The sequence below is a fragment of the Autumnicola tepida genome, assembly GCF_031846485.1.
Taxonomy (GTDB): Bacteria; Bacteroidota; Bacteroidia; order Flavobacteriales; family Flavobacteriaceae; genus Autumnicola; species Autumnicola tepida.
The window spans coordinates 218499-230569 of record NZ_JAVRHQ010000002.1 but is presented as its reverse complement, the minus strand read 5'-3'; the positions used below and the strand labels follow the sequence as shown (position 1 = coordinate 230569).

The 12071-nt window shown below is 38.7% G+C and carries 12 protein-coding genes; all 12 read left to right on the top strand.

What is annotated here, in order from left to right; translation table 11 throughout:
* Positions 1 to 47: 47 nt before the first annotated feature.
* The 12 genes from RM553_RS03710 to RM553_RS03655 are packed head-to-tail and all read left to right on the top strand — an operon-like array spanning position 48 to position 12069.
* Positions 48 to 509 (top strand): universal stress protein, encoded by a 462-nt coding sequence (locus RM553_RS03710; RefSeq protein WP_311533606.1) that lies wholly within the window; start codon positions 48 to 50, stop codon positions 507 to 509.
* Between the two features lie 34 nt (positions 510 to 543).
* Entirely contained in the window at positions 544 to 1911 is a 1368-nt protein-coding gene (locus tag RM553_RS03705; protein WP_311533605.1) for an NAD(P)/FAD-dependent oxidoreductase, read from the top strand.
* Positions 1901 to 3247, top strand: a complete 1347-nt coding sequence (locus tag RM553_RS03700) for an APC family permease (protein WP_236979828.1) — start codon at positions 1901 to 1903, stop codon at positions 3245 to 3247. Before RM553_RS03705 ends, RM553_RS03700 begins: the two co-directional genes overlap by 11 nt.
* Before the next feature lie 19 nt (positions 3248 to 3266).
* Positions 3267 to 4280 (top strand): type II glyceraldehyde-3-phosphate dehydrogenase, encoded by a 1014-nt coding sequence (locus RM553_RS03695; protein ID WP_236979827.1) that lies wholly within the window; start codon positions 3267 to 3269, stop codon positions 4278 to 4280.
* Positions 4281 to 4291: 11 nt separating this feature from the next.
* Positions 4292 to 5353: a class I fructose-bisphosphate aldolase gene (locus tag RM553_RS03690; protein WP_236979826.1), complete on the top strand. Its 1062-nt coding sequence runs from the start codon at positions 4292 to 4294 to the stop codon at positions 5351 to 5353.
* Positions 5354 to 5377: 24 nt separating this feature from the next.
* Positions 5378 to 6349 (top strand): ATP-dependent 6-phosphofructokinase, encoded by a 972-nt coding sequence (locus RM553_RS03685; protein ID WP_236979825.1) that lies wholly within the window; start codon positions 5378 to 5380, stop codon positions 6347 to 6349.
* 37 nt (positions 6350 to 6386) lie between these two features.
* On the top strand, positions 6387 to 7160 hold the full coding sequence (locus RM553_RS03680) for an SDR family oxidoreductase (protein WP_236979824.1): 774 nt from the start codon (positions 6387 to 6389) through the stop codon (positions 7158 to 7160).
* Between the two features lie 27 nt (positions 7161 to 7187).
* Entirely contained in the window at positions 7188 to 8018 is an 831-nt protein-coding gene (locus tag RM553_RS03675) for a universal stress protein (RefSeq protein WP_311533604.1), read from the top strand.
* Between the two features lie 2 nt (positions 8019 to 8020).
* On the top strand, positions 8021 to 8863 hold the full coding sequence (locus RM553_RS03670; RefSeq protein WP_236979820.1) for a restriction endonuclease: 843 nt from the start codon (positions 8021 to 8023) through the stop codon (positions 8861 to 8863).
* Positions 8864 to 8899: 36 nt separating this feature from the next.
* Positions 8900 to 9154, top strand: a complete 255-nt coding sequence (locus tag RM553_RS03665) for a hypothetical protein (RefSeq protein WP_008616402.1) — start codon at positions 8900 to 8902, stop codon at positions 9152 to 9154.
* A 15-nt stretch (positions 9155 to 9169) separates the two neighbouring features.
* Positions 9170 to 10546, top strand: coding sequence for an MBL fold metallo-hydrolase RNA specificity domain-containing protein (locus RM553_RS03660; RefSeq protein WP_311533603.1), 1377 nt, complete (start codon positions 9170 to 9172; stop codon positions 10544 to 10546).
* Between the two features lie 20 nt (positions 10547 to 10566).
* On the top strand, positions 10567 to 12069 hold the full coding sequence (locus tag RM553_RS03655) for a thymidine phosphorylase family protein (protein WP_311533602.1): 1503 nt from the start codon (positions 10567 to 10569) through the stop codon (positions 12067 to 12069).
* The last annotated feature ends 2 nt before the right edge of the window (positions 12070 to 12071 follow it).

The following is a 12071-nucleotide window of genomic DNA, read 5'->3' as shown; positions in this document are numbered from 1 at the left end:
ATATGCAATAAGGCATAGGACATCTCAATTAATAACAAATTCAAATTATGAAAATTATATTGGCCATAGACGGTTCAGATTTTAGTAAAGTAGCCATTCACGAACTTATAAAAATGACCCCATCCTCAAAAAGTGAAATTCATATTATAAATGTTTATGAAGTTCCTAAAACAACCGGTCTGGGATTGCATACTATGGGCGGCAGGATAGGTAATTACATAGAAGAAATTAGAAGTAACGCTAAAAAATTGGGAAACAAAATCGTTTCAGAAGCTTTCGATAAAATCAAGACCGAAAACAAGGCACTTACTATAACCACAAGTGTTGTTAGTGGCCTTCCTAAAAAAGAAATTTTAGAAAAAGCGGAATCTTTTGATGCCGATTTAATTGTAGTGGGTTCGCAAGGGCAAGGAGCATTTTCACGTCTTTTATTGGGTTCTGTTTCACGATATTTAGCAACGCACGCCAAATGTTCAGTAATGATTGTAAAAGACAAAGACGCAAAATAAACTATGGCTAATTCCAATGATATAAAAATTAAATATGAATGTCAACCACTCAAATAATAAAATAACAGAAACTGCTTGCAAGATAACAGATGAAATCTGCCTTCCAGATTCCGACTTACCGCGTATAGTTATCATTGGTGGTGGGTTTGCAGGTTTGGCATTGGTTGAGAAACTGAAACACCAAGAGGTTCAAGTGGTTTTGCTCGATAAAAATAACTTCCATCAGTTTCAGCCTTTATTGTATCAAGTGGCAACGAGTGCCTTGGAGCCAGATAGTATTGTATTTCCATTCAGAAAACAAATCAATGGCTATAAAAATGTTTTCTTTCGTTTGGCTGAAGTTGAGGAAATTCAAGCTGATTCAAATACTATAATGACCAATAAAGGAAGTGTTTCTTATGATTATTTGGTGTTGGCTACTGGTACAACCACCAATTTCTTTGGGATGGATTCTGTGGCCAAAAATAGTTTGGGGATGAAGGATATTCGCGATTCCCTGAACATTCGCCATATGATGTTGCAAAATTTGGAACAGGCTGCCATTACCTGTGATGATGATGAGCGGGATGCCTTAACAAATTTTGTAATTGTAGGTGGTGGTCCTGCTGGTGTGGAGATGGCCGGAGCATTGGCTGAATTCTGTAAATACATCCTACCGAAGGATTACCCTGAGTACCCTTCTTCCATTATGAATATTTATTTAATAGAAGCCATTGATGATTTGTTAAGCACGATGTCAGACAAGGCATCATCGAAAACCCTCAAATATTTAGAAGATTTGAATGTAAAGGTATTATTAAATGAAGCTGTAAGCAATTATGATGGCAATGAAGTCACTACCAAAAGTGGCAAGACCATTTTAGCCAAGAATCTAATCTGGACGGCTGGAGTAAAAGGACAATTTCCAAAAGGCATTGATAAAAAACACGTGGTCAAAGACAACCGTATAAAAACTGGTTCATTTCTAATGGTTGAAGGTTCCAAAAATATATTTGCCATTGGCGACATTGCAGCTGTAATTTCAAAAAAAACACCGAAAGGGCATCCACAAGTAGCCCAGACAGCTATTCAGCAAGGTAAATGGTTGGGTAATTCACTATTAAAAATCATTAAGAACGAGTCCCCAAAACCTTTCGAATATAAAGATAAGGGTTCTTTGGCAACCGTAGGAAAACGTAAAGCAGTAGCCGACTTGGGGAAAATGAAGTTTGCTGGCTATTTCGCCTGGTTGCTATGGTCTATCGTACACCTTATGTCCATAAGTGGGTTTAGAAATAAATTGATGGTTGGCTTTAATTGGGCGGTAAGCTATTTCACCTATGAAAAGAGCAACCGCCTGATTATTAGAAATTTTAAACCCACGTCATCCCAAACAAAAGAATCAGGCCAATATGAAAGTTAATACAACAAATATTCAAAAACTATCTTTAATTGGATCTATATCCCTCGGCACCGGTGTGATGATCGGTGCAGGTATATTTGTCCTTATGGGACAGATAGCCGAACTGGTAGGTGATTTATTCCCCATAGCATTTATAGCGGGAGCCATTGTGGTGGGTTTTAGTTCGTACTCTTATGTAAAGTTTTCAAACGCTTTTCCATCCTCTGGAGGTGTAGTCAAGTTTCTGGATAAGTCTTATGGCCCGGGAACCACAACTGGTGTTTTTTCTTTACTGATGTATGTTTCTATGGTAATTTCAGAAAGCCTTGTTGCAGGTACCTTTGGAGCTTATACCCTTCGGTTGTTCCCCGAAGATTTTGCCGGTTATGCGTCAATACTGGGTATAGTATTGCTAGTGACGGCTTATATAGTGAATGTTTTGGGCAACAAAGTTATAGGTGCAACTGCAACCTTCACGGCGATAATTAAGGTTGTGGGAATTGCATTATTGGCTATTGCCGGACTTATAGTTTCAGGTTTTTCAGATATTACCGGAAACTATATCCCTCAAAATACCGAAACATTACCGCAAGGATTCGCCTTTGTGGCTGCTTTGGCCTTGTCTATACTTGCTTATAAGGGTTTTACTACTATTACCAATCAAGGCGGGGATATTAAAAACCCGCATAAGAATCTGGGACGGTCCATTATTATTTCTATTCTTATTTGTACACTTATCTACGTAGCACTGGCTTTGGCCGTGGCCGGAGGTTTAAGCATCCCTGAGGTTATTGCGGCAAAAGATTATGCCCTTGCGGCTGCAGCAAGACCTATTTTTGGCGAATGGGGATCCTGGATTACCATTGGCATTGCCATAATTGCCACAGTATCTGGGGTCATTGCTAGTGTTTTCTCATCATCACGCTTGTTAGCGATGCTCAGCAATATGAAACAGGTACCGTCTTTAAAAAGGATGGGGAACTTTAAAAATCCTGCGCTCATATTCACGGTTTCACTCGCTATTTTACTAACTGTCCTATTTGATTTAACAAGAATCGCTTCTATCGGCGCTATTTTCTACCTCATTATGGATATTGCTATTCATTGGGGGCTTGTAAGGCACCTTAAAAAAGAAGTTGATTTTAAACCAATTATCCCCTTGGTCGCCATTATACTGGATGTCGCAGTACTCACGGCCTTTCTTTATATAAAATATCTGAATGATCCATTGGTGCTTATCGTTGCAGCAATTGGGATTGTTCTAATCATTGTTGCGGAACGCCTTTTTATGATTTCACATACAGACGATGAAGGAAATATGCATATGGGAATGGAAACTACAAACAATAAAACATAATTAATAAAAATCAAATTATATGAAAAATATAGCAGTTATAGGATACGGAGTCATTGGAAAAAGGGTGGCAGATGCCATCAACTTACAAAACGATATGAAGCTTTCGGGAGTGTGCGACATCATTAGCAATTGGCGTATTCAAAATGCGGTAAGAAAGGAATACGAAATTTATGCAGCAACTCAAGAAGCCGAATACGAAATGAAATCCGAAGATATTTCAGTAAAAGGCGATATGCAGGAACTTTTAAAGAAGTCTGACCTCGTTGTGGATTGTACCCCTAAAAAAATTGCAGCAAAAAATGTAGCAGTCTATAAGAAGCAGAACATCAAATTTATTCTACACGGTGGCGAAAAACACGAAACAACAGGCCATTCCTTTAGTGCAGAAAATAATTATGAGTCTGCTCTCAACATAAACGCTACAAGAGTTGTTTCCTGCAATACCACTTCTATTTTAAGAACATTGACCGCTTTAAAAAGAGTCGATTTATTGGATTATGCCCGAGGTACACTTTTAAGAAGAGCTACAGATCCTTGGGAAAGTCATCTAGGTGGTATAATGAACACAATGGTTCCCGAAAGAGATATCCCAAGCCATCAAGGTCCTGACGCTAAAAGCGTAGATCCTGATTTGAATGTTATTACTTCCGCGGTAAAAGTACCGGAAACATTAAGCCATATGCATTATTGGAACGTGAAGTTAAAAAAACAAGCCTCAAAAGAAGAAGTGCTTGATGCTTTTAAAACCTCTAGTCGTATCAAGCTAATTCAATATGATCAAGGTCTGGTTTCAAACAATACCATTAAGGAAATGTTCTTGGATATGGGAAGACCTTGGGGCGATATGTACGAAGTAGCCCTTTGGGAAGATATGCTGAAGGTACAGGGCGATGAACTTTTTTATGCCTACGTGGTCGATAACCAAGCCATTGTCATCCCTGAAACGATTGATGCTATTAGAGCATTAACTGGAATTGAAACAGATGGAGCAAAATCCATCGCCAAAACAAATGAAAGTTTAGGAATTCATTAAACACTATCGAGATGAAAACAAACAAAAACATAATAGAACTTTTAGGAGAAAAAGCAGACTTCTATTTAGAACACGTTTGTGAAAAAATAACCAAGGATGAACTGCAAACCCCTAGTAAAGCAAGCCTGGATAAGGTGTTTACCCAAAGCAACAGAAATCCACAGGTACTGCGAAGTCTTTCACAATTGTATAATCACGGAAATCTTGGTGGCACAGGCTACCTGAGCATCCTTCCTGTAGACCAAGGCATTGAGCATAGCGCAGCTTTTTCATTCTATAAAAATCCTGATTATTTTGACCCAGAGAATATTATAAAACTGGCGATGGAAGCCGGCTGTAATGGTGTGGCTTCTACCTTTGGGGTTTTGGGATTGAATGCCCGAAAATACGCCCATAAAATCCCCTTTATCGTAAAGATCAACCACAACGAGTTGCTCACTTATCCCAACAAATACGACCAAACGCTATTTGGAAAAGTAAAATCTGCGTGGGATATGGGAGCAATTGCCGTGGGTGCTACCATCTATTTTGGTTCCGAAGAAAGTGACCGGCAATTAAAGGAAATAGCCGAAGCTTTTTCCGAAGCGCATAATCTTGGAATGGCTACTATACTATGGTGTTATACCCGCAATGAAGCTTTTAAAACCAAAGATAAAGATTACCACGCCGCTGCCGATTTAACCGGGCAGGCCAACCATATAGGGGTAACCATTCAGGCAGATGTCATTAAACAAAAATTGCCAACCAATAATTTCGGGTTTAAAGAAATAGGATTTGGAAAATATGATGATGAAATGTATAAAACGTTGACGACAGACCATCCCATTGACCTTTGTCGATTACAGGTAGCAAATTGTTATATGGGTAAAATAGGGCTGATAAATTCTGGCGGTGGTTCTAAAGGAAAGTCAGATTTAGTTGATGCTATAGCTACTGCGGTAATCAATAAAAGAGCTGGTGGCTCTGGATTGATAATGGGAAGAAAAGCATTTCAAAAGCCTTTTGGCGAAGGAGTGGAAATATTACAATCCGTTCAGAAAGTATATCTGAATGATGAAATTACAATAGCGTAAACTATTGCACATAGAAATATAAAAATGAATCAATCCATAAAACATATTGGAGTATTTACATCTGGAGGCGATAGCCCGGGAATGAATGCTGTATTATACGCAATTGCAAAAGCAGCAGAAGCAAATGGCATAAAAGCTACCGGAATTAGAAAAGGTTACGAAGGATTGATTGATGGTGATTTTATGTCCTTAGAAACACATCAATTACAGAAATTGGTACACAAAGGCGGCACCATCCTTAAAACTGCCCGGAGCAAACGTTTTATGGAACTGGAAGGCAGAAAAAAGGCACTACAAACCTTAAAAATAAATAATATAGATGCTTTGATCGCCATAGGTGGCGATGGTACTTTTAGGGGGCTATTGGCTTTTTCAGAAATATGTGACATCCCATTTATAGGTATTCCTGGAACAATAGATAACGATATTTCTGGGACTGATTATACCCTTGGTTTTGATTCCGCAGTAAATACCGCTATTGAAAATATAGATAAGATACGAGATACCGCCGAATCGCATAATCGGGTGTTCGTTATAGAATTGATGGGGAGGGATTCCGGCTACATCGCTATTCATTCAGGATTGGTCGTTGGTGCTGATGCTATTTTAATTCCCGAAAGCGGCAGGGACTTTATTTATCTTTTGAATAAGGTTAAAAGTTACGATAGCGAAGATGCTTTTCTTATCGTGGTCTCAGAAGGGGATGAAATAGGTGCTGAACTTCTCGCATCTAAAATTAATGAAGTCAATTCAAGTGTCGATTTACGCATTACTAGATTAGGACACGTTCAACGTGGTGGTAATCCGTCTGCTTTAGATAGAATGCTTGGTATTAGGTTTGGAGTAGCAGCAGTAGAGCAACTATTAAACGGAAATAAAAACAAAATGGTCGGATTGTTAAATAATGAATTATACCTAACACCTTTTGAAGAGGTAGTTAAGCAACATCAAGTAAATGATGAATTACAGAAACTTTTAGAATTATTTGGTAAGTAAAAAACAAAACTCTTATAAACACTTAAATCTTAAAATTATGGATCGAGTAAAAAATAAAATAGCCATTGTCACGGGAGGTGCCTCTGGCCTCGGAAAATCAAGTGCTATTTTGTTAGCACGTGAAGGAGCAAAAATAGTGATAACAGATTTGGACGAAGAAAACGGAAATGTAGTAGTTCAACAAATCAAGGACGACGGTGGTGAAGCCATATTCATAAAACAGGACGTGTCGGAAGAAGATCAGTGGGAAATGGTTATGGATACTACACTCAAAACATTTGGGAAACTCCATATTCTGGCAAATTCAGCCGGTATAGGAGTTGGAGGAACTGTGGAAGAGGTCACCCTTGCAGATTGGAAAAATCTTCTAAATATCAACCTAGATGGCAGTTTTCTCGGCACCCAATATGGGATCAAAGCTATGAAGGAGACCGGGGAAGGTGGTTCAATCATTAACTTTTCTTCCATAGAAGGCCTTGTTGGCGACCCCAATCTACCGGCCTATAATGCGAGCAAGGGCGGTGTGACCTTGTTTACCAAATCCGCTGCACTTCATTGCGCAAAAGAAGGTTATGGCATCCGTGTCAATTCCATTCATCCAGCTTATATATGGACACCAATGGTAGAAAATTTCCTTAAAGCCCAAGGTAATTTAGAAGAAGGAAAAAAGCAATTGGAAAGTTTGCACCCTGTTGGACATATGGGAGAGCCAGATGATATAGGTTATGGAGTGGTGTATCTGGCTTCGGATGAATCTAAATTTATGACAGGTTCTGAATTGGTAATCGACGGCGGTTATACCGCACAATAAAATACAAACTAAAAAAATCAATAAACTATGAAAAACATACTCGTACCTACAGACTTTTCAGAAAACTGCAACAAGGCAGCAGAACTCGGAATTAAAATGGCGAAGCTTTATAATTCCGAAATCCATTTTTTTCATTTGATAAAAACTCCCGTGGAATGGGTAAAGTTAGATAAACAAAAGGAAAAGCAGTATCCGGAAACAGTAAAACAAATAGGCAGTGCAAAAGCTAACCTGAGAGAATTGGAGAAAAAAGCAGAACAACAAAACCTTGAATGCAGGACCTTTCTGGAATTTGATGGCGGTCAGGCCAACATTCTAAGACATTCCGGCCATTTCCATCACGATTTTATAGTTACTGGAAGCAGTGGTACCCGCGGCAGCGTTCGTGAATTATTGGGAAGCAACGTTGAGAAGATTGTGAGAAAAGCAGATGTACCGGTAATTGTGGTCAAGAACGAAGAAATATCCTTTCCTTTTAAAGATGTCGTTTTTGTTTCAGATTTTTCGGAAGATGTGAGTGAAAGCTTTAAGCAGGTTATTTCGATTGCTGAAAAATGCGGTGCACATATCCATTTATTGAGGATCAATACTGAGACTGATTTTAATAGTATTGAGCAGGGGTTAAATCCCATTAAGGAATTCCTGAAAAAATTCCCCCATTTAGAAAAGTATTCAATGAATGTATATAACGAACCTGACGTAGAAACAGGTATAAATAATTTTTTAAAGTATAGAGATGCAGATTTGATTGCAATGTGTACCCACGGCCGTACAGGTTTTTTAAGCCTGTTCTCTAAGAGTATCGCCGAGGGTGTAACCAATCATTCCGAATTACCAGTAATGACTATTAAAGTGTAAGGATGAATAAATCAGTTCTGATAAAAAAATATTCCGGTGAGTACGAAGCTTTTGATATAAACAAACTCATCAATTCCCTGCGGCGTTCACGGGCAGATGAGGATATCATTCAGGATATAGCCCGGAAGGTGCAAGAGCAGATTGAAGAAGGAATGACCACCAAAAGGATCTATCAAATGGCCTTTAAAATGCTAAAGGCTAAATCCAGGGTAAGTGCTTCAAAGTACAAGCTCAAAAAAGCTTTGATGGAACTGGGTCCAACCGGTTTTCCATTTGAAAGATTCGTAGGCAAACTATTAACGCACGAAGGGTTTTCAACACAAGTTGGTGTGATTGTGCAGGGCAATTGTGTGCAGCACGAAATAGATGTGATAGCGCAAAAAGACAATAATCATTATATGATTGAATGCAAATACCATAGCGATCAAGGACGAGTTTGCAACGTGAAGATTCCATTATACATCAATTCAAGATTTTTAGATGTAGAAAAAAATTGGGAACGCCAAAAAGGTCACGAAACTAAACTTCACAAAGGAGGCGTCTATACCAATACACGATTTACAAGTGATGCGGTACAATATGGTAAATGCGTTGGGCTATTATTGACAAGTTGGGATTACCCAATGGATAACGGGTTAAAAGACAGAATAGATAAGTCGGGGCTACATCCATTAACAGCAATAACAACGCTTACTAAGGCCGAAAAAACGAAATTATTGGATAGAGGTCTTGTGCTCTGCAAAGAGCTTCACGAAAACCCAAAAGTTTTAGAACAAGTAGGAGTGCCAAAGTCAAGGCACAAAAAGATTCTCGAAGATTCAAGAGAACTATGTAGAATTCAATAAAGCACTACATACATTTTTAATTTAAAAATAGAACAAATGAAAACAGATGAACTGAAAGAAAAGGACAGTATAGATTTAGAGCCATTTTACCAAGCATTGGAAGATGACTCTAAACTACTTGAAGAAGCCCTTGAGATATTATTGGAAATGGTTCACTTTGAACCTAAATCAGTAAAGAAATTGGCTCTTTTTATTAAAGAGGATTCTCGTAATCTATATAAAGAAATAGTGGAATTGAGCAAATCAAAACAAGATAAAGGAAATACACCTTCTTGCTGTGGTGGACTCTAAATAAATACTATAAAGATGGATAACAATAAAATAAATATTCACTTTTTAGGTGCAGCAGGTACGGTAACCGGCTCAAAATATTTAGTGGACACAGGAGATAAAAAGATACTCATAGACTGCGGACTTTTTCAAGGGTTAAAAGAATTGCGCCTTAAAAACTGGGAGTATCCACCCGTGGAAGTTTCAGAAATTGATACGGTGCTTCTTACCCACGGCCATTTAGACCACACAGGGTATTTACCAAGATTGGTCAAGAAGGGGTTCAATGGACCAATATACGGCACCAATCCTACTTTGGACATTGCAAAAATCATTTTGAATGATAGTGCAAAAATTCAGGAACAAGAAGCAGAACGTGCCAATAAAGAAGGCTATTCCAAACATAATCCTGCTGAACCATTGTACGACCTAAAGGATGTAGAAAAAACTATCCCTCATTTTAAAGGAATTCCGCAATCACAATGGATTCCATTGTTTAATGGCATAACGGCTCGATTTCAATATAATGGACACATTCTGGGAGCAACTTACATTGAGTTGGATGTACACAGGAAACGTTTTGTGTTTTCTGGCGATATAGGCAGAACAAACGATTTATTACTGTTTCCGCCATTAAAGCCAAAAAAGGCAGATGTATTATTTATTGAATCCACCTACGGAGGAAGATTTCATCCTGATGAAGTAGAAGCACTTCCACAGATAGAAAAATTGGTTAATGACACTATCAATCGAGGTGGCAGCTTATTTGTTCCAAGTTTTTCAGTAGAACGTGCCCAGCTGATGATGCTGATTTTTTGGAAATTATTGAAAGAGAAGAAAATCCCAAAAATACAAATGATAATGGACAGCCCAATGGGAGCAAGTGTATTAGAATTGTTTCATCGCACAAGGGATTGGCACAGGTTGGAAGATAACGAATGTGATGAAATGTGTTCGCACTTTACGATCGTAAGCAGTTATCGGGAAACAATGGAGTTACGAACCGATAACAAACCTAAAATAGTAATCGCAGGAAGTGGAATGCTAACAGGAGGAAGAATGCTAAACTACCTTGAAACCCAAGCACAAAACCCCAACAACACCTTGCTTTTTGTGGGTTATCAAGCTGAAGGTACGCGAGGCAGAAAATTATTGGAAGGCGATAAAGAACTTAAAGTGTATGGAAAATGGGTGCCCTTTGATATGGAAGTTGTAGAAATTGAAGGGCTCTCAGCACACGCAGACCACGCAGAACTTATGGACTGGATGGATAAGGTAAAAAACAAACCCGAACGTATTTTCATTGTACACGGTGAAAAAGAGAGTGCAGAAGCATTGCAAAAAGGCATCAAGGAAACTTATGGGTGGGATGCTGAAATTCCGCAATTATACACCATCGAAGAAATAGAATAAATCACAACAATCAAAAAAATATGGACACACACTCAAACATATTAAAATACAAACACCTCGGCATCTATACCCAAAACGAGAATGTAGTGTATATGCGCGAAGATTGCCACGTTTGTATTTCAGAAGGGTTTGAGGCACTTACCCGAATAAGAATATCCAACGCAAGTACATCAATCGTGGCAAGTCTTAATGTTTTGAATTCTGATATCCTGTTGCCCAATGAAATCGGACTATCAGATGCTGCTGCGAAAAAACTGAATGTTTCCCCAAACGATACATTATATGTTTCCCATTTAGAACCTATAGAATCCTTAAGCCACGTCAGGGCGAAAATTTATAATCAAAAACTGGATTATTCAGCATTTAATGAAATCATAACCGATATCGTTGAAGGCGATTATTCCAACATCCATCTTTCGGCATTTATTACTGCCTGTGCTGGCGACCGAATGGATATTGACGAAATATCCGACCTAACGAAAGCAATGATTACTTCCGGAAAGCAACTGAACTGGAACAAGGATATCGTGGTCGACAAACATTGTATTGGCGGATTGCCTGGCAATAGGACAACACCATTGGTCGTTGCCATTGTTGCCGCGTATGGTCTTACTATGCCAAAAACATCCTCACGGGCAATCACTTCGCCAGCAGGCACAGCAGATACAATGGAAGTACTAACCAATGTTACGCTCTCTTCCGAGGAAATAAAGACCGTAGTAGAAAAAGAAGGCGGATGTTTTGTTTGGGGAGGCACGGCGCAGTTAAGTCCTGCCGATGATGTGCTCATTAAAATTGAAAAAGCTTTGGATATCGATAGCGAAGGTCAGCTCATTGCTTCAGTACTCTCTAAAAAGGCAGCAGCTGGTTCTACGCACGTGGTCATAGATATTCCCGTGGGAGAAACCGCCAAGGTTCGCAGTACCGAAATGGCAGAAAAACTAAAAAATCATATGGAAACTGTTGGAACTGCTGTTGGGTTGAATGTGAAAGTTGTAGTTACGGATGGCACGCAGCCTGTTGGAAGGGGTATCGGTCCAACATTAGAAGCCATAGATATATTAAAAGTTTTGAAAAATGAGGAAGATGCACCTAAAGACTTAATAGAAAGAGCATTGCTTTTAGCTACTGAACTGATAGAACTTTCTGGAAAAGTAGAAAAAGGAAAGGGACTGGAAACCGCACGTGAAATTCTCAAATCTGGAAAAGCATATGAAAAATTCATAGCTATTTGTAAGGCGCAAGGTCAATTTTCAAAACCAGTTTTAGCACCTTATAAAATTGAAATTAAAGCTGAAAAGTCAGGTGTTTTGCAACGAATTGATAACCGAAAAATTGCAAAACTAGCTAAGCTTTCTGGGGCACCACAATCTAAATCGGCAGGGATTCTTCTAAATGTCCATTTGGGAGAACCCATTGAGGAGAACCAATTGCTTTATACCATATATGCTGAATCCAAAGGTGAACTTAACTATGCCTTGGAATATAAAAACAACCATAACGACATCCTAACTATAATTTAAAA

What these genes read in the sequence shown, in the direction of transcription:
- RM553_RS03685 (WP_236979825.1), top strand. Translation starts at nt 5,378, where the DNA reads ATGAATCAATCCATAAAACATATTGGAGTATTTACATCTGGAGGCGAT.
- RM553_RS03665 (WP_008616402.1), top strand. Translation starts at nt 8,900, where the DNA reads ATGAAAACAGATGAACTGAAAGAAAAGGACAGTATAGATTTAGAGCCA.
- RM553_RS03705 (WP_311533605.1), top strand. Translation starts at nt 544, where the DNA reads ATGAATGTCAACCACTCAAATAATAAAATAACAGAAACTGCTTGCAAG.
- RM553_RS03695 (WP_236979827.1), top strand. Translation starts at nt 3,267, where the DNA reads ATGAAAAATATAGCAGTTATAGGATACGGAGTCATTGGAAAAAGGGTG.
- RM553_RS03680 (WP_236979824.1), top strand. Translation starts at nt 6,387, where the DNA reads ATGGATCGAGTAAAAAATAAAATAGCCATTGTCACGGGAGGTGCCTCT.
- RM553_RS03655 (WP_311533602.1), top strand. Translation starts at nt 10,567, where the DNA reads ATGGACACACACTCAAACATATTAAAATACAAACACCTCGGCATCTAT.
- RM553_RS03700 (WP_236979828.1), top strand. Translation starts at nt 1,901, where the DNA reads ATGAAAGTTAATACAACAAATATTCAAAAACTATCTTTAATTGGATCT.
- RM553_RS03675 (WP_311533604.1), top strand. Translation starts at nt 7,188, where the DNA reads ATGAAAAACATACTCGTACCTACAGACTTTTCAGAAAACTGCAACAAG.
- RM553_RS03670 (WP_236979820.1), top strand. Translation starts at nt 8,021, where the DNA reads ATGAATAAATCAGTTCTGATAAAAAAATATTCCGGTGAGTACGAAGCT.
- RM553_RS03690 (WP_236979826.1), top strand. Translation starts at nt 4,292, where the DNA reads ATGAAAACAAACAAAAACATAATAGAACTTTTAGGAGAAAAAGCAGAC.
- RM553_RS03710 (WP_311533606.1), top strand. Translation starts at nt 48, where the DNA reads ATGAAAATTATATTGGCCATAGACGGTTCAGATTTTAGTAAAGTAGCC.
- RM553_RS03660 (WP_311533603.1), top strand. Translation starts at nt 9,170, where the DNA reads ATGGATAACAATAAAATAAATATTCACTTTTTAGGTGCAGCAGGTACG.